General features: G+C 73.2%; 12 protein-coding genes. 2 read left to right on the plus strand and 10 right to left on the minus strand.

The features are described 5' to 3' along the window. Positions 1 to 255 precede the first annotated feature (255 nt). A complete protein-coding gene (locus A9O67_RS12870; protein WP_197484400.1) occupies positions 256 to 822 on the plus strand; it encodes a CNP1-like family protein in 567 nt (188 codons plus the stop codon). A 33-nt stretch (positions 823 to 855) separates the two neighbouring features. On the opposite strand, the gene proB is transcribed toward A9O67_RS12870, so the two are convergent. The 4 genes from proB to rplU form a co-directional block, all read right to left on the minus strand. Then, on the minus strand, positions 856 to 2,064 hold the full coding sequence (proB, locus tag A9O67_RS01990) for a glutamate 5-kinase (protein WP_082955284.1): 1,209 nt from the start codon (positions 2,062 to 2,064) through the stop codon (positions 856 to 858). 29 nt (positions 2,065 to 2,093) lie between these two features. Next, the gene (gene cgtA / locus A9O67_RS01995) at positions 2,094 to 3,203 is read right to left on the minus strand and encodes an Obg family GTPase CgtA (protein ID WP_068606884.1); all 1,110 of its coding nucleotides are present in this window, start codon (positions 3,201 to 3,203) and stop codon (positions 2,094 to 2,096) included. 111 nt (positions 3,204 to 3,314) lie between these two features. Then, positions 3,315 to 3,572, minus strand: a complete 258-nt coding sequence (gene rpmA / locus A9O67_RS02000) for a 50S ribosomal protein L27 (protein ID WP_068606886.1) — start codon at positions 3,570 to 3,572, stop codon at positions 3,315 to 3,317. Positions 3,573 to 3,586: 14 nt separating this feature from the next. Then, positions 3,587 to 3,898: a 50S ribosomal protein L21 gene (gene rplU / locus A9O67_RS02005; protein WP_068606890.1), complete on the minus strand. Its 312-nt coding sequence runs from the start codon at positions 3,896 to 3,898 to the stop codon at positions 3,587 to 3,589. Positions 3,899 to 4,060: 162 nt separating this feature from the next. Between rplU and A9O67_RS02010 the strand changes: the two genes are divergently transcribed. Further along, positions 4,061 to 5,275 carry an MFS transporter gene (locus A9O67_RS02010; protein ID WP_068606892.1) on the plus strand — a complete coding sequence of 405 codons (1,215 nt, stop codon included), beginning with the start codon at positions 4,061 to 4,063 and terminating at the stop codon, positions 5,273 to 5,275. 48 nt (positions 5,276 to 5,323) lie between these two features. Here A9O67_RS02010 and A9O67_RS02015 read toward each other — a convergent pair whose 3' ends face one another. The 6 genes from A9O67_RS02015 to A9O67_RS02040 form a co-directional block, all read right to left on the minus strand. Next, positions 5,324 to 6,430, minus strand: coding sequence for a YeeE/YedE family protein (locus A9O67_RS02015; protein WP_068606895.1), 1,107 nt, complete (start codon positions 6,428 to 6,430; stop codon positions 5,324 to 5,326). A gap of 72 nt (positions 6,431 to 6,502) precedes the next feature. After that, positions 6,503 to 6,850: a hypothetical protein gene (locus A9O67_RS02020; RefSeq protein ID WP_068606897.1), complete on the minus strand. Its 348-nt coding sequence runs from the start codon at positions 6,848 to 6,850 to the stop codon at positions 6,503 to 6,505. A 14-nt stretch (positions 6,851 to 6,864) separates the two neighbouring features. Further along, positions 6,865 to 12,660, minus strand: a complete 5,796-nt coding sequence (gene uvrA / locus A9O67_RS02025) for an excinuclease ABC subunit UvrA (RefSeq protein WP_082955286.1) — start codon at positions 12,658 to 12,660, stop codon at positions 6,865 to 6,867. A gap of 89 nt (positions 12,661 to 12,749) precedes the next feature. After that, on the minus strand, positions 12,750 to 13,193 hold the full coding sequence (locus tag A9O67_RS02030; protein WP_068606899.1) for a universal stress protein: 444 nt from the start codon (positions 13,191 to 13,193) through the stop codon (positions 12,750 to 12,752). A gap of 106 nt (positions 13,194 to 13,299) precedes the next feature. Beyond that, positions 13,300 to 16,161 (minus strand): molybdopterin-dependent oxidoreductase, encoded by a 2,862-nt coding sequence (locus A9O67_RS02035; protein ID WP_068606901.1) that lies wholly within the window; start codon positions 16,159 to 16,161, stop codon positions 13,300 to 13,302. Continuing rightward, positions 16,158 to 17,918 carry an NADH-ubiquinone oxidoreductase-F iron-sulfur binding region domain-containing protein gene (locus tag A9O67_RS02040; protein ID WP_231960171.1) on the minus strand — a complete coding sequence of 587 codons (1,761 nt, stop codon included), beginning with the start codon at positions 17,916 to 17,918 and terminating at the stop codon, positions 16,158 to 16,160. Before A9O67_RS02040 ends, A9O67_RS02035 begins: the two co-directional genes overlap by 4 nt. Positions 17,919 to 18,100 lie beyond the last annotated feature (182 nt).

Consider the following 18,100-nt stretch of genomic DNA (forward strand, 5'->3'; position numbering starts at 1 on the left):
GGCAGGACGCGACAGAGACAGCCGCGACCGCTAACAGCGCGGCAACGGCCGGGGCCGCTGGCCCGCCCCACCGACAGAGCCCGCAGCGGGCCGGCGCCCCCGAGCGCGGCCGGCGCACCTGGCCATGCCCGCCCACCTGGAGCTGCGCCCGGGGGGCAGCTTCGACCCCCAGCCGGCCCCGCCCGATGCGGGCCCGCTGGCCGAAGGGGCCATGCCGCTCCGTCCCCCATCCCCCTGACCCGGAGCCCTGCGCGCGTGTCCCGCCCCGCCCCACCCCCCTCCTCCGCCCTCGCCCCCACCGGATACCGGGCGCGCCCGGCCGGCCGGCTACTGCTGGCTGCGCTGCTGCTAGGGGTTGCGGCCGCCGGGGCCCAGGCACAACTGCTGACCGACCCCAACCGCGAGTGGCGAGAGGCCGATGCGCCGCCGCCCCCGCCGCTGCGGCAGGACGGCTTGGTGCCGTTCGTGGTGTCGGTCAACAGCCAGTTGCGCTTTGGCGTGGACCCGGCCTCGGTGACGCTGGGCCCGGATGGGGTGATCCGGTATGTGATCGTGGCGCAAAGCGCCAGCGGTGCGCTCAACGCCTGGTACGAGGGGCTGCGCTGCACCACCGCCCAGGTCAAGACCTACGCCCACTGGAACCCCGGCCCGCCCGGGGAATGGCGCCCCAACCCCGGCGCCGAGTGGCGCAACCTGGGCGGGGAGTTTGCCTCCCGCCCGGCGGTGGCGCTGGCGCGCAACGGCTTTTGCGACGGCCCCACCCCCAACGGGCGGCCGGCCGACATGCTGCGCGCCCTGCGCGTCGGCAAGCCCGAGCGCTGACGGCACGCCCGTGGGGCGACCGCCGGCGCCGGATCAGCGCAGGGTGACCACCAGGTTGTCGCGGTGGATCATCTCGGGCTCGGCCGCATAGCCGAGCAGCTTGTCGAATTCGGCGGAGGAGCGGCGGCAGATCAGCCGCGCCTCGGCCGCGGCGTAGTTGGCCAGCCCGCGGGCGATCTCGCGCCCGTCGGGCGCACGCACCGCGATCACATCGCCGCGGTGAAAGTCGCCTTCCACCGCGGTCATGCCGATGGGCAACAGGCTCTTGCCCTCTTTGACCAGCTTGTCCACGGCGCCAGCGTCCACCGTGACCGAGCCGCGCAACTGCAAATGGCTGGTCATCCAGCGCTTGCGGGCCTGCTGCTTGGGGGCATCGGCCACCAGACAGGTGCCGATCGGCTCGCCGCCGATCAGGCGCAGCAGCACGTCCGGCTCGCGTCCCCACGCAATCACGGTGGATGCGCCGGAGCCGGCCGCGCGCTTGGCCGCCAGGATCTTGGTGATCATGCCGCCGGTGCCCACGCGGCTGCCCGCGCCGCCAGCCATGGCTTCGAGCAGCGGATCACCGGCGCGGGCGACGTGCACGAATGCCGCCGCCGGGTCCTTGCGCGGATCGGCCGTGTACAGGCCGCGCTGGTCGGTCAGGATGACCAGCAGATCCGCCTCGACCAGATTGGCCACCAGCGCGCCCAGGGTGTCGTTGTCGCCGAACTTGATTTCGTCGTTGACGACGGTGTCGTTTTCGTTGATGACGGGCACGACGCCCAGCGCCAGCAGCGTCAACAGGGTCGAGCGGGCGTTCAGGTAGCGCTCGCGGTCGGCCAGGTCGGCGTGCGTGAGCAGCACCTGGGCGCTGCCCACGCCCTGCTCGCGCAGCTTGGTCTCGTACATCTGGGCCAGGCCCATCTGACCGACGGCAGCGGCGGCCTGCAGCTCATGCACCTCTTTGGGGCGGGTGGTCCAACCCAGGCGCTTCATGCCCTCGGCGATGGCGCCGCTGCTGACCATGATGACCTCGCGGCCGTCGCGCACCAGGGCGGCGAGCTGACGGCTCCACTGGCCGATGGCGCCTTCGTCCAGGCCCCGCCCTTCGTTGGTGACGAGGCTGGAGCCGACCTTGACCACGATGCGCCGCGCGCCGCGCAGCACCTCGGCCGGCGCACGGCTCGGGGTGGCCAGTGCGCTGGCGGGGGCGGCCCCGTCCACGGGGCGGACATCGGCGCTGGTCAGGTCGGTCGTCATCGTCGTCGGGCAAGGGGGAAAGAAAGGGGTCAGGCGCGAAAACGCGGATCGTCGGCGGCGGGGGTGTCGGCATCCTGCCGCGCCGCGTCGAAGCGCGGGTCCACCTCCACCGGGGGCGCCTCGGCCTCGCGCTGCGCCACCAGATGCTCATAGACCTTTTGCATCAGCCGCTCGCAGCCTGCGCGCGTCAGGGCCGAGATCTCGAACACCGGGCCCTTGAAGCGCAGGCGGCGCACGAAGTCCCGCACGCGCTGCTCGCGCTCCTCGGCCGGCACCATGTCCAGCTTGTTGAGCACCAGCCAGCGCGGCTTGGCCGCCAGTTGGGGATCGTACTTTTTCAGCTCCGCGACGATGGCGCGCGCCTGGGCGACCGGATCGACCGACTCGTCGAAGGGCGCCATGTCCACGATGTGCAGCAGCAGCCGCGTGCGCTGCAGGTGGCGCAGGAACTGGTGGCCCAGACCGGCCCCCTCGGCCGCGCCCTCGATCAGGCCCGGCACATCGGCGATGACGAAGCTCTTTTCCGGCCCGACACGCACCACGCCCAGGTTGGGGTGCAGCGTGGTGAAGGGATAGTCGGCAATCTTGGGCCGCGCGTTGGAGACGGCCGCGATCAGCGTGGACTTGCCGGCGTTGGGCATGCCGAGCAGCCCCACGTCGGCCAACACCTTGAGTTCGAGCTTGAGGCTGCGGCGCTCGCCCGGGCGCCCGAGCGTCTTTTGGCGCGGCGCGCGGTTGGTGGAGCTTTTGAAGTGCAGGTTGCCAAAACCGCCGTCGCCGCCCTTGGCGATCAGTTCCTTTTGTCCGGGCTGCAGCAGCTCGAACAGCACCTGGCCGGTCTCGGCATCGCTGATGACCGTGCCAACCGGCATGCGCAACACGATGTCCTCGCCCTTGGCGCCGAACATGTCGGAGCCCTTGCCGTGCTCGCCGCGCTGCGCTTCGAAGCGGCGCGTGTAGCGGTAATCGACCAGGGTGTTGAGGTTCTCGTCGGCCAAGGCCCAGACGTGGCCGCCGCGGCCGCCGTCGCCGCCGTCGGGCCCGCCGAATTCCTTGAACTTCTCGTGCCGGAACGAGGCGCAGCCGTTGCCCCCGTCGCCTGCGGCGACGTCGACATAGGCTTCATCGACGAACTTCATGACGGCTCCTGCGCCGATCGCAAAACGACAAGGGCCCGCAGCGCGGGCCCGTGCCGGGATGGCCTGCAGCCGGCCGTGGCCCCGGGGGACGATGCCCCCGCCACGCCTGCGTCAGGCCGGGATGACGTTGATCACCTTGCGGTTGAGCGCGCCCTTGACGGCGAACTCGACCTTGCCCGCCACGGTGGCGTAGATGGTGTGGTCCTTGCCGATACCGGTGCCGATGCCGGGGTGGAACTGGGTGCCGCGCTGACGCACGATGATCGCGCCGGCGCTGACGTCCTGGCCGCCGAACACCTTCACACCCAGCATCTTGGGCTTGGAGTCGCGGCCGTTACGCGTGGAGCCGCCGCCTTTTTTCTGTGCCATGGTGTGTCACCTCGTCAGACGTTGATCGAGCCGATCTGCAGCTCGGTGAAGTTTTGGCGATGGCCCTGGCGCTTTTGGTAGTGCTTGCGGCGGCGCAGCTTGAAGATGCGCACCTTCTCACCCCGACCATGCGACACGACCGTGGCCGTGACCGTTGCGCCGCTGACCAAGGGGGTGCCCACCCGGATGTCCGCGCCGTTGCCGACGGCCAACACCTGGTCGATCACGATCTCTTGGCCTACGTCCGCAGCGATCTGTTCTACTTTGATTTTTTCGCCGGCAGCGACGCGATACTGCTTGCCACCGGTTTTTATGACCGCGTACATAGGAGTCCTCTTTGCTGGATGTACCGGCTTTTGCGGCCGGCAAAACACTCGGCAGCGTGGTTCCGCCGAACCCATAATTGTACAGACAAGCGCGGCCGTGTGCCAAGCCCACGGCGCCCGCGCCCTGCCCTAACCCTGGCCTTCCGGCCGTCATCGCTCACCATGACCCTTGCCGCTGCCGCCCCCTCCCGTCGGGGGCTGTTCGTGATTTTTGGCTCGACCTTCTTTGAGCTGGCGGGCTACTTCATGCTCACGCCCTGGCTGATCCTACGCCTGACCGAGCAGGGGGCCCCGACGGCGCTGATCGGGGTGTTCGCCGCCAGCGCCTGGGTGGGCATTCTGCTGGTCACGCCGTTTGCCTCGGCGCTGACGCGCGCCTTGGGGCGGCGCCCGGCGCTGTGGCTGTCGGGGGCCGTGCCGGTGCTCGCGGGCATCGGCTATGGCCTGCCGCTGGAGGGCTCGGCGGCGCTGGCGCTGTGGTTTGGCCTGAAGGTGCTGGCGGGCATGGCCTCGGGCCTGCGCTGGGTACTCGCCGAGGCGCTGGTCGCCGAATTCGCCCCGGCCCATCTGCGGGGACGCGCCGTCGGGCTGTTCGAAACAATGGTGGGCGCCACCTTCGTGATCGGGCCGATGCTGCTGGCCGCCGTCGGGCCGTCCAGCGCGGCCGCCCTGTGGCTGTCGGTGGCGCTGCTGGCGGCGGGGTTGGTGTGGGCGTTCTTCGTACCCCCGCTGCCGCCGGAGGCGGATGCGCACGAGGCCCACGTCGGCTGGCGCGGCGTCTGGACGGCGCTGCGCGCCCACCCCGTCATCATGGCGGCGGGCTTTTGCGGCGGCTTTTTCGAAAGCGGCCTGACCGCCATCCTGCCGCTGTACGGGTTGGCGCTGGGTTTGGGCGCCGCTGCGGCTGCCCTGCTGGTGTCGGCCAGCGGGCTGGGCAGTTCGGTGTTGATGCTGCCGGCCGGGGCACTGGCCGACCGGCTGGGCCGCCAGGGTGGCCGCCGGGGCGGTGCGGGTGGGGCCCGTCTGCAGCTGATGCGGGGATGCGCGGCGATCACCCTGCTGGCCACGCTGGTCATCCCGTGGGTAGCTGGCACGCCATGGCTGGCGTGGCCGGTGGCCTTTTTGTGGGGCGGGGCCGGGGGGTGTCTCTATACCTTGGCCATGATCGACATCGGGGCGCGCGAGCGGGGGGTCACGTTGGTCAACAGCACGGCCGTGCTGGTGATGGCCTATACCTTGGGCGGGGTGCTGGCCCCGTCGCTGGCCGGTGCCGCCCTGCAGTGGGCCCCGCGCGTGGGCTTTCCGGCGCTCCTGCTGGCGGTGGCCGTGGCGTGTCTGGTGCTGCTGGCACGGGCGCGGGCCGGCCACCGGCTGTGAAGCCCGTTGCCGCGGCTTGGCGGACGACTCAGGGCGCAGCGGGGCATCTCAGGGCGCCCGGGCCATGTCGGCGACCGCGCCAGCCAACGGCACCGGCTCGGCCCGGGGGTGCGGCCGGTCGATCAGCCGGTCGGCGATGCCGCCGCCGATCCACATGCCGACCAGCGTCAGCCACGCCGTCAGCGCGAAGATGGCCCCCCCGGTCATGCCGGCGCCGACCGCACAGCCACCGGCCAGCATCGAGCCAAAGCCCATCAGCACCGCGCCGACGATGTAGCGCGGCATGGTGTAGGCGCCGCCGAAGCCCTCCAGCTTCCACTCGCGCCCGACCAGCGCGCCGGCCAGCGAACCGAGGAACACCCCCGGCATCAGCCCCAGGCCGAAGGTCCACGGCTTGTCCGACTCGGCCAGCACGCGCATCAGCCACTCGGCCGACGGGCCGCTGAAGGTCATGCCCTGGATCTGGACCGGCTCGAACGAGTGCGCCATCACCTGGTAGCTGAACCACCAGGCCAGTGCCACCATCAGCCCGGTGGCGGCGCCGCCGACCCACTTCCAGAAGCTCCAGCCACTGCGCACCGCGAACCACAGCGCCGCAGCCATCCACACCAGCCCGAACAGCAGGCCGACCTTGGGGCCGCCGCCCACCAGCGCCAGCAGGTCGCGCGACGGGCCGCCCTCCACCACCCACCAGCCGCTGACCGCCTCGCGCCACGGCGCCAGCGCCCCGGACAGCGAGGCCTGTGCCGTCACCGCGAAGATCAGCCCCGACAGCAGCGCGCGCAGGTTGCCGTTGGCCGACAGCACCAGCAGCCGGCTGGCGCAGCCGCGCGTCATCACCATGCCCAGGCCGAACAGCAGCCCGCCGACCAGCGCGCCCGACAGGCTGCCGCGCGCAGCCAGCTGGCGTGCGCTGGAGACGTCCAGCCAGCCCAGCAGGATCATGCCCTGCACCGCCACCACCGCAGTGGCAAACGCCAGCAGCCACACCGCCAGCTTGTCGCCGAAGCGGCGGTGCCAGAACTCGATCACCGCCGCGCGCAGGCAGAACCTGGAGCGCTGGCCGAAGAAGCCAAACCCCAAGCCCAGCACCAACCCGCCCATGGCCAGCACGGCGGGCTCGCCCCAGCGCTCGATCCACGCCGCCATGTCCATGGCTGTCCTTTCATCGGTCCATTCAAATATGCGGATGATGCAAGAACGGGCACGCGCCGGAGTTGACGCGCGTCAAGATCCGGGGCCGGGATCGACTTGGGCGTCGCAATCGCACCCGCGGCCCGCGGCGATCCAGCGCGCCAACACCGGCCGCGCCAGGGCCGACAGCCCACGCCCCCACGGCCCCTGCCCCCAGCCCAGCACCTCCCCCGGCGCAGCGACCGCCCCGCAGCGGTAGCGGCGCTCGGCCCCCACCCAGCGCAAGGCCACACAAGGGCCGCGTCGGCGGCGGCTGAGCAGTAGGCCGATCGGGCACGGCTCGATCAGGCAGCACACGCCGCAACCGTTGCACGGCGCCCCCCAGGCCGGCTTGGCCGGGGCGTCCGGCTCGATCCACACCACACGCCCGGGGCCGTTCATGGGGCGATGCGCGCTCAGGCACCGCGCGACAGCACCGCGGCCAGGGCCTGACCGGTGTGGGTGCCCAGGCGCACCAGATCCTCGGGGGTGCCGGCGCCGACCAGGCGACCGCCGCCCGCGCCGCCCTCGGGCCCCAGATCCAAGACCCAGTCGGCCTCGGCGATCAGGTCCAGGTCGTGCTCGATGACGACCACGCTGTGCCCCGCATCGACCAGCCGGTGCAGCACGCGGATGAGCTTGTCCACATCCGCCATGTGCAGGCCCACGGTGGGCTCGTCCAGCACGTACAGGGTGTGCGGCGCCTTCTGGCCGCGGCGGCCGACGTCGTCGCGCACCTTGGTCAGCTCGGTCACCAGTTTGATGCGCTGGGCCTCGCCGCCCGACAGCGTGGGGCTGGGCTGGCCCAGCGTCAGGTAGCCCAGGCCGACGTCGCGCAGCAGCTGCAGCGGGTGGGCGATCGACGGCATCGAAGCGAAGAAGTCCACCGCCTCGTCCACCGACAGGGCCAGCACGTCGCCGATGGACTTGCCGCGCCAGGTGACGGCCAGCGTCTCGGGGTTGAAGCGCGCCCCGTGGCAGGCCTCGCACGGCACCTTGACGTCGGGCAGGAAGCTCATCTCGATGGTGCGCAGGCCCTGCCCTTCGCAGACCGGACAGCGCCCCTCGCCGGTGTTGAACGAGAAACGCCCCGGCCCGTAGCCGCGCGCTTTCGCCTCCAGCGTCTCGGCATAGAGCTTGCGGATGGTGTCCCAGAAGCCGATGTAGGTGGCCGGGCAGGAGCGCGGGGTCTTGCCGATGGGGGTCTGGTCCACCTCCAGCACGCGGTCCACGGCCTCGGCCCCTTCCAGACCGCTGCAGCCGGTCCAAACGATGGCGCGCGCGGGGCTGGACGCACCACGTGACCGGGATTGGGCCAGCGCGGCGGCCAGATTGGTCAGCAGCACGTCGCGGGCCAGCGTGGATTTGCCCGAGCCGCTGACGCCGGTGACGGCGACCAGCCGGTGCAGCGGGACGGTGACATCCATGCCCTGCAGGTTGTGCCGGCGTGCGCCACGCACCACCAGGGCGGGCGCGTCCGCGCTCACGGGGCGGCGCGCCTGCAGCGGGTGGCGGATGGCCTGCGCCAAGTAGCGCCCGGTCTGGGAGTCGGCGGCCGCCATCACATCCTCGATGCGCCCCTGGGCCACCACCCGCCCGCCCAGCCGCCCCGCACCGGGGCCAATGTCGATCAGGTGATCGGCGCGGCGGATGGTGTCCTCGTCGTGCTCCACGACCACCAGGGTGTTGCCGTGCCGCCGCAGCGCATGCAGTGCGTCGAGCAGGATGCGGTTGTCGCGCGGATGCAGGCCGATGGTCGGCTCGTCGAGCACATAGCACACCCCCTGCAGGTTGGAGCCCAGCTGCGCGGCCAGGCGGATGCGCTGCGCCTCGCCCCCCGAGAGGGTGGGCGCGCCGCGGTCCAGCGTCAGATAGCCCAGCCCCACCTGCAGCAGAAAACGCAGGCGGCTCTCGATTTCGGGCAGCAGATCGCGGGCGATGTCGGCCTCGCGCGCGGTCAGCGCGCCGGGCTGCTGCAGGGCGCGCACCCAGTCCAGCACCTCGCCCACGCTCAGACGCGCGATGTCGGTGATGGGCCGGCCGTGGAAGCGCACGGCGCGCGCCACCGGATGGAGCCGCGTGCCGCCGCAAGTCGCACAGGGCTGGTCGCCGAGGTCTTCCAGATCGGGCTCGGCAAAGGTCTGCTCGCGCCCGCGGCGGTCGTCGTCGCGCTGGCTGTCGTCCAGTGCCCGGCGCTGCTCGCGCGTGAGCTGCACGCCCGTGCCCACGCAGTCGGGGCACCAGCCGTGCTTGCTGTTGTACGAGAACAGGCGCGGGTCCAGCTCCGCATAGCTGGTGGCGCACACCGGGCAGGCGCGCAGGGTGGAATACACCGCCACCGTGCCCAGGCCGCGGCCGGTGCCGCCGGCCTCCAGCGCCGCGGCCAAACCCTCGATGCCCGCCAGCACATGGACCACGCCCTTGCCATGCTGCAGGGCCTGCGCCAGCGCTGCGCGCAGCTCGCCCTCGGCCGCGGGCGTGACGTGGACGGTGGCCACGGGCAGCTCCAGCGTGTGCTCCTTGAAACGGTCCAGGCGCGGAAACCCTTGCGTGGGCAGAAACTCGCCATCCACCCGCAGGTGGGTGTGGCCGCGCTGGGCGGCCCATTCGGCCCACTCCGTATAGACCCCTTTGCGGTGGATGACCAGCGGCGCCAGGATGCCCAGCGTCTGCCCCCGGTGGCGCTGCATGAGCTGCGCCAGGATGCTGTCCGGCGTCTGCGGCTGGACGGGAGCGCCGTCGTGCACGCAGTGCTGCACCCCCAGCTTGACGTAGAGCAGGCGCAGGTAGTGCCAGACCTCGGTCACCGTGCCGACGGTGGACTTGCGCCCGCCGCGCGAGAGGCGCTGCTCGATCGCCACCGTCGGGGGGATGCCCCAGACGGCATCCACCTCGGGCCGGCCGGCCGGCTGCACGATGCTGCGCGCGTAGGCGTTGAGGCTTTCCAGGTACCGGCGCTGCCCCTCGTTGAACAGAATGTCGAACGCCAGGGTGGACTTGCCCGACCCGCTGACGCCGGTGATGACAGTGAAGCGCCCGCGCGGGATGTCCACCGACAGATCGCGCAGGTTGTGCTCGCGCGCGTGCACGATGCGGATGGCCGGCGGCGCGGACGCGGGCCGCGACACGGGCGCGGGCAGTGCCGGGCGCGGCTCGCGGGCGGCGGTCGCTTCGCCCAAGGCCTCGGCGTACTCGCGCAGCGCCTGGGCGGTGTGGCTGGTGGGGTGGTGACGCAGCTCCTCGGGCGGGCCGGCGAACACCAGCGTGCCCCCGCCGTCGCCGCCCTCCGGCCCCAGATCCAGCACCCAGTCGGCGGCGCGGATGACGTCCAGGTTGTGCTCGATCACGACCAGCGAATGGCCCGCCTCCAGCAGCTTGCGCAGCGCGCGCATCAGCTTGGCGATGTCGTCGAAGTGCAGCCCCGTGGTGGGTTCGTCGAACAAAAACAGCGTCCCGCGCGCCCGCGCCGGCGCCTTGCCCGCCCAGGGCGACGGCGCGGGCGCGGCGGCCGTCGTGCGGGCACGTCGCGGGCGAGGCTCGGCGGCCGCGGCGGCGGCCAGATGGCCGGCCAGCTTGAGGCGCTGCGCCTCGCCCCCGGACAGCGTGGGCACGGGCTGGCCCAGCCGCAGGTATTCCAGCCCCACGTCCAGCAGCGGCTGCAGCGCGCGCATCACGTCGCGGTCGCTGGCAAAGCAGTGTGCGGCCTCGGTGACGGTCAGCTCCAGCACATCCGCCACGCTCAGCCAACGGCCCGCGCGCTCGATGGTCACCTCCAGCACCTCGGGGCGGTAGCGCCGCCCCTGGCAGTCCGGGCAGCGCAGATACACGTCGGAGAGGAATTGCATCTCCACATGCTCGAAGCCCGAGCCCCCGCAGGTGGGGCAGCGCCCGTCCCCGCTGTTGAAGCTGAACTTGGCCGCCGTGTAGCCGCGCTGCTGCGCCAGCGGCGACTGCGCGAACAGGGTGCGGATGGCGTCCCAGGCGCCGACGTAGCTGACCGGGTTGGAGCGCGCCGTCTTGCCGATGGGCGACTGGTCCACGAAGACCACACCCTCCAGGTGATCGGCGCCGAGCAGCCGGTCGTGCGCCCCGGGGGATTCGGTGGCCTGGCCGAAGTGGCGCAGCAGCGCAGGCGCCAGAATGTCCTGCACCAGGGTGGATTTGCCCGAGCCGCTGACCCCGGTCACCACCACCAGCCGCTGCAGCGGAAAGGCGACGTCCAGCGCGCGCAGGTTGTGCTCGCGCGCGCCCTCCAGGATCAGGCGGGGGGTGGACTCGGTGACCCGGCGCTTGACGCCAAAGCCGATTTGCCGCCGCCCCGACAGGTACTGGCCGGTGAGCGTGTCGGCGCCGCGCAGTTGCGCTGGCGTGCCGTCGAACACGATGCGGCCGCCGCGCTCGCCGGGGCCGGGGCCCATGTCGAGGATGCGGTCGGCGGCCAGCATCACGGCCGGGTCGTGCTCCACCACGACCAGGGTGTTGCCGGCGTCGCGCAAGCGGGCCATGGCCTGGTTGATGCGGGCCATGTCGCGCGGATGCAGGCCGATGGAGGGCTCGTCCAGCACGAACAGGGTGTTGACCAGCGAGGTGCCCAGCGCCGTGGTCAGGTTGATGCGCTGCACCTCGCCGCCGGAGAGGGTGCGGCTCTGGCGGTCCAGCGTCAGATAGCCCAGCCCCACATCGCACAGGTAGCGCAGCCGGGCGGTGATCTCGTCGTACAACAGCGCCTGGGCCTGGCGCTCGCCCGCCGGCAGCTCGTCCAGCCGGGCCTGCAGGCCCTGAAAGAAGCGGCGCAGGCGCTCGATCGGCAGCCCCATCAGGTCATGCAGGCACAGCCCGGGCAGCGCCTGCAGTTGCGCGTCGCTCCAGGCCACGCCGCGCGGGCGAAAGCGCCGCTCGGGCGGCAGCACGGCGTCCGCATCGGCGCGCGACCCGATGCGCCAGAGCAGGCTCTCGGTCTTGAGGCGCGCGCCGCCGCACGCCGGGCACTCGGTGTAGCTGCGGTATTTGGACAGCAGCACCCGGATGTGCATCTTGTAGGCCTTGCTCTCCAGGTAGTCGAAGAAGCGGCGGATGCCGTACCACTGGCGCTTCCAGTCCCCGGTCCAGTGCGGCGACCCCTCCAGCACCCAGCGCTGCTGCTCCGGGGCGAGCTGGTACCACGGCGTATCGCGCGGAATGCCCGCGGCCTCGGCGTGGCGCATCAGGTCGTCCTGGCACTCCTGATAGGCCGGGGTCTGGATGGGCTTGATGGCGCCTGCGCGCAGGGTGAGTTTGTCGTTCGGGATGACCAGGCCCCAGTCCACCCCGATGACACGTCCGAAGCCGCGGCAGGTCTCGCACGCGCCGGCGGGCGAGTTGAACGAGAACAGCGACGGCCGCGGGTCGGCGTAGCGGATGTCGCTCTCCGGGCAGTGCAGCCCGGTGGAATAGCGCCACTGGACCGGCTCGGCCCCGTCCGCCAGCGCATACACCGTCAGGCGCCCGCCGCCGCGCTTGAGCGCGGTCTCCACCGCCTCGGCGACGCGCGCCGGATCGGCGCTGCCGATGCGAAAGCGGTCCGCCACCACGTCGAGCCGGCGGCGCTCGCCCACGGTCTGCTCGGCCTGGACGCGGGTGTAGCCGCTGGCGGAAAGCCACTGCTGCACCTCCTCGTCGCGGGTGCTGGCGGGCAGTTCGACGGCGAAGGTCACGACCAGGCGCGGATCGCCGGCGGCGGCGGCCCGCGCGTGCAGATCGGCCACGATGGTCTCCACCGTGTCGTGGCGCACCGGCAGGGCGGTGTCGCGGTCGAACAACTGGCCGGCGCGGGCGAACAGCAGCTTCAGGTGGTCGTTGAGCTCGGTCATCGTCCCGACCGTGGAGCGCGACGAGCGCACCGGGTTGGTCTGGTCGATGGCGATGGCGGGCGGCACGCCGTCGATGCGGTCCACCGCCGGCTTGTCCATGCGGTCCAGAAACTGCCGCGCATAGGCCGAGAAGGTTTCGACGTAGCGGCGCTGGCCCTCGGCGAACAGGGTGTCGAAGACCAGGCTGGACTTGCCCGATCCGCTCGGGCCGGTGACGACGGTCAGCTCGCCCGTGCGGATGTCCAGATCGATCTGCTTGAGGTTGTGCTGGCGCGCGCCGCGGATGCGGATGACGCCCTGCAGGGGCGCGCCCTCCTCGTCGTCGCGGGTCGGATCGCTGGTCTCGGGCAGGCGGGCGGACATGGCGGGGTGCGGGGCAGGCAATGGGAGCCGATCATTCTAGGCACCCCGCCGTAACCCCACGCGGCACCCCACCGCGCGGGGCGGCGGCATCAGGCCTGGGGCTTGACGATCAGCACCGGCACCTTGGCGTGGGTGAGCACCTTCTGCGCGACGCTGCCCAGGATGAGCGCCTGCACGCCCTTGCGGCCGTGCGAGCCCATGACGATCAGGTCGCAGGCCTCGGCCTCGGCGGTCTCCAGAATGCCTTCGTAGGTGACGTTGCGCTCGATGGTGTCGCCGGAGAACGGCACGCCGCGCGCGGCACAGACCTGCCGCAGATCGTCCAGCGCCTTGCCCGCCGCGGCCTGCGCCTCGGCCAGATAGGCCTGCAGCCCCACGGCCGACGCGTCGCCAATGCCGATATACGGGAACGGGTCGATCACATAGACGCCCACCACTTGGGCGCCGTGCTGGCGGGCGAGATCGGCCGCCAGTTCGCCGGCGGCGTGCGCCAGCGCCGAGCCATCGACGGGAACGAGGATCTTCTTGAACATCGGTCGGTCTCCTGCAATAGGGTGACGGCATCTTAGCCCAGCCCGGCGCCACGGCAACCGGATGACTGGGGTCGGCGCGGGTGGCGCGCCGGTTCCTTGCGGTGGGTCAAACGGTCGCGGCCGCCGCCACCGGCTCGATCGCCACCGCGCAGTGCTTGACCTCGGCGATCTTGGCCACCGGGTCCAGCGCCGCGATCGTCAGCAGGTTGGCCGCCGCCTCGGCGTAGGCAAACGGCAGAAAGGCCGCGCCGTCCGGCACCGCCTCGTCGGCGCGCGTGGCCACCGTGACGCTGCCGCGCCGCGTGCGCAGGCGCACCGGCTGGCCGGCGCGCAGGCCCAGCCGCGCCAGCAGCGCGGGATGCAGGCTGACGTGCGGCGCCGGCTCCAGCGCGTCCAGCACGGCGCTGCGCCGCGTCATCGCGCCGGTGTGCCAGTGCTCGAGCTGGCGGCCGGTGATCAGCACGTAGGGGTAGTCGGCGTCGGGCGGCTCCGCGGGTGCTGTCAGCCGCGCCGGCACCAGCCGCGCGCGCCCGTCCGCGGTCGGGAAGCCCTCGGTGAAGACGATCGGCCGGCCGGGGTCATCCGGGCCGGCCACCGGGTGCGTGATGGCGCCGACGCGCAGCAGCCGCGCCCACGTCAGCCCGGCCAGCGCCGGCATCAGGCCGGCCATCTCGTCGAACACGCGGCCGATGCCGCTGCCCGGCTCGGGCGCGCCGCCCAGCGGGTCGATGCCGTAGTGCCAGTCCAGCCCCAGCCGGCGCGCCAGCTGCTCCAGGATCCAGGCGTCGGCGCGCGCCTGCCCGGGCGGCGCCAGCGCCGGGCGGCCCAGCTGCACCAGCCGGTCGGTGTTGGTGACGCTGCCGGTCTTCTCCGGCCAGGCGGTGGCGGGCAGCACCACGTCGGCCAGCGCCGCGGTCTCGGTCAGGAAGATGTCGATCACCACCAGATGCTCGAGGCGCGCCAGCGCGGCGCGCGCGTGCGCCACGTCCGGGTCGCTCATCGCCGGGTTTTCGCCCTGGATCAGCATCGCGTGGATGCGGCCCTCGTGCGCGGCGTCGAGGATCTCCACCACCGTCAGGCCCGGTTCGTCCGGCAGCGCGCCGGGCGGCAGGCCCCAGGCGGCCTCGGCGGCGGCGCGGGCCAGCGGATCGGCCACGCGCCGGTAGTCCGGCAGCACCATCGGAATCAACCCGGCGTCGCTGGCGCCCTGCACGTTGTTCTGGCCGCGCAGCGGGTGCAGCCCGGTGCCGGGGCGGCCGATCTGGCCGGTCAGCAGCGCCAGCGCGATGAGCGCGCGCGCGTTGTCGGTGCCGTGGGCGTGCTGCGACACCCCCATGCCCCAGAAGATCATCGCCGCCGGCGCCGTGGCGTAGGCGCGCGCCACCTCGCGCAGCGTGGCGGCGTCGATGCCGCACACCGGCGCCATCGCCTCCGGGCTGAAGGCCTGCAGGTGCGCGCGCAGCGCCTCGAGGTCGCCCGGGTGCACGCGCTGCGCGACGAAGGCCTCGTCGACCAGCCCCTCGGTGACGATGACGTGCAGCAGCGCGTTGAGCAGCGCCACGTCCGTGCCGGGCTTGAAGGCGAGCGTGCGCCAGGCGTGGCGCGCCAGCTCGGTGCGGCGCGGGTCGGCCAGCACCAGCCGCGCGCCGCGGCGCACCGCGTTCTTGATCCAGCTCGCCGCCACCGGGTGGTTCTGCGCCGGGTTGGCGCCGATCAGGACAATCAGGTCGGCGTGCGCGCAGTCGCGCACCGGGTTGCTGACCGCGCCGCTGCCGATGCCCTCCATCAGCGCGGCGACGCTGGAGGCGTGGCACAGCCGCGTGCAGTGGTCGACGTTGTGGGTGCCGAACGCGCTGCGCAGCAGCTTCTGGAACAGGTAGGCTTCCTCGTTGCTGCCCTTGGCCGAGCCGAAGCCCGCCACCGGCACCGCGCGGCCGCGCAGGCCCTGGGCGCGCGCCGCATCGCGCACGCGCGCCAGCCCGGCGGCGGCGGCGTCCAGCGCCTCCTCCCACGTCGCGGGGCGGAACTGCGCCCACAGCGCCGCGGGGTCGGGGCGGCCGTCCGGCCCCGGCGCCAGCAGGGATGGATCCTTCGGCGCGTCGGGGCGGCGGATCAGCGGCGTGGTCAGGCGCTGCGGGTGGTGCACGTAGTCCATGCCGAAGCGGCCCTTGACGCACAGCCGGCCATCGTTGGCCGGCCCCGGCGCGCCGTCGACGCGCTCCAGGCGGCCGCCGCGCACGTGCAGGTCCACCGCGCAGCCGACGCCGCAGAACGGGCACACCGAGCGCACCACGCGCTCGGCACGCCGCGCGTAGGCGCCGTTGGCCGGCGCCAGCGCACCGGTCGGGCAGGCCTGCACGCACTCGCCGCAGGCCACGCAGGTGCTGTCGGCCACGCGGTCACCCTGGTCGAAGACGATGCGCGCCTGCCCGCCGCGGCCGGCCAGGCCCAGCACGTCGTTGCCCTGCACGTCGCGGCAGGCGCGCACGCAGCGCGTGCACTGGATGCAGGCGTCCAGCCGCACCGTGAACGCCGGGTGGGTGGCGTCGGGCGCGGCGTGCGCCTGCGCCGCCCCGCGCGCCGGCCAGCGGCCGGCGGCCGCGCCGGTGCGCCGCGCCCAGTGCTCCAGCTCGCTGTCCAGCTTGAGCCCGGCGCTGGCCGGCGCATCGGCCAGCAGCAGCTCCAGCACCGTGCGGCGGGCGCGCACGGCGCGCTCGCTGTCGGTGCGCACCTGCATGCCGGGCTGCGGCGCGCGGCAGCACGAGGCGGCGAGCGTGCGCTCGCCCGCCACCTCGACGACGCAGGCGCGGCAGTTGCCGGCCGGCGGCAGGCCGGGGCGGTGGCACAGGTGCGGCAGCTCGACGCCGACGCGGCGCGCCACCTCCCACAGCGTCTCGCTCGCCCGGGCGGTCACGGCGCGGCCGTCCAGCGTGAACTCGATCGCGGCGGCCTCGGCGGGGGTGTTCATCGCGTCACCTCATGCGGAAAGTAGCGCAACACGCTGTCGAACGGGTTGGGCGCGGCCTGCCCCAACCCGCAGATGGAGGCCTCGCGCATCGCCTGCGACAGGTCCGCCAGGCGCTCGCGGTCCCAGACCTCGTCCTGCAGCAGCGCCACCGCCTGCGCCGTGCCGGCGCGGCACGGCGTGCACTGGCCGCAGGATTCGTGCGCGAAGAAGCGCAGCAGCGACGCCGCGGCGTCGCGTGCGCGGTCGGCCTGCGACAGCACCACCACCGCCATCGAGCCGACGAAGGCGCCGTGCGCGGCCAGCGTGTCGAAGTCCAGCGGCTCGTCGGCCAGCGCCGCCGGCAGGATGCCGCCGGAGGCGCCGCCCGGCAGGAAGGCGTACAGCTCGTGGCCGTCGGCCATGCCGCCGGCGGCCTCGATCAGCTCGCGCAGCGTGGTGCCGGCCGGGCGCAGGTAGCAGCCGGGCCGGCGCACGCGGCCGCTGACGCTGTAGCGCCGCCAGCCGACCCGGCCGCGCACGCCGCCGGCGGCCCAGGCCGCCCCGCCGTCGCGCAGCAGCGTCGGCAGCCACCACAGCGTCTCGACGTTGTGCGCCAGCGTCGGGCGGCCGAACACGCCCCGCTGCGCGACGATCGGCGGGCGCAGGCGCGGCAGGCCGCGCTTGCCCTCGATCGACTCGATCAGCGCCGACTCCTCGCCGCAGACGTAGGCGCCGGCGCCGCGGCGCAGCTCGATCGCCGGCCCGCCCGCCGGCAGCAGCGCGCGCGTGCCGTCCGCCCGGGGCGCGTCCGGGTCGCCGAAGGCGTGCGGGTGGCGCTGCTGCCAGACGGCCAGCCGCTCGCGCAGGGCCCGCAGCTCCTGCGCCAGCAGGGCGCGCACGTCGGGGTATTCGTCACGCACATAGATCCACAGGTGGCGCAGGCCCACCACGGCGGCGGCGATCAGCAGACCCTCCAGCGCCGGGCGCGGGTCGTGCGCCAGCAGGTGCCAGTCCTTGAAGGTGCCGACCTCGCCCTCGTCCACGTTGACGACGCCGTGGCGCGGCCCCGGCTGGCCGGCCACCGTGACCCACTTGCGCCAGGCCGGAAAGCCCGCGCCGCCCAGGCCGCGCAGGCCGCTGGCCTCCAGCTCCCGCAGCACGTCGATCGGGCGCAGCTCGCCGCGGAGCAGCCGCTCCAGCTGCGCGTAGTCGTGCGGCTGCGGCGGTGCGCCGTGCGCCGGGGCGCGGCGCGGCGCGGTCTCGCCAGCGCGCGCCAGCTCGATCACCGCCTCGGCCGGCGCCGGGGCCACCTGCCGCTGCCCGACGCAGGCGGCCGGCGCCGCGTGGCACTGCCCAATGCACGGCACCGCCTCCACCGCCACGCCCGGGTCGCCGGCCAGCGCAGCGCGCACACGCGCCAGCAGCCCCTCGCCGCCGGCCTGCGCGCACGGCAGGCTGGTGCAGACGCGCACCGTCACGCGCGGCGGCACCGCGCCGTCGTCCAGAACGCGGAAGTGGTGGTAGAACGTCGCGACCTCGTAGACCTCGGCCTGGCTCAGGCGCAGCCGCTCGGCCAGCGCGGCCAGAGCGTCGCGCGACAGGCCGCCCAAGGCGTCCTGCAGCCGGTGCAGGTGCTCGATCAGCAGGTCGCGCCGCGGCTCCAGCCCGTCGCACAGCCGGGCCACCGTGGCGCGGGCCTGCGGCGTGGGGGTGCGGCCCTTGGGGACCGGACGGCCCAGCCGGTCGGACGGCCGCTGCGCCAATGCAGTTGAATTCACCTCTTGCTCCTGAAATCGCCGCTGGTTCGGCCGAATTTTGGTCTGCCTGATGCACTTTACTACATGCCGCAAACCCTCGGACAGCCCCGATAGGCGACGCGGCACCGGCCAAGACGGGAACGACACGGCGGCGGCGCCCGTCTCTGCGAGCATGATCGCGCAATTTCCCTCCCTGGCGGCCT

Origin of the sequence: Tepidimonas fonticaldi (assembly GCF_001675355.1) — a bacterium.
Lineage (GTDB): Bacteria > Pseudomonadota > Gammaproteobacteria > Burkholderiales > Burkholderiaceae_C > Tepidimonas > Tepidimonas fonticaldi.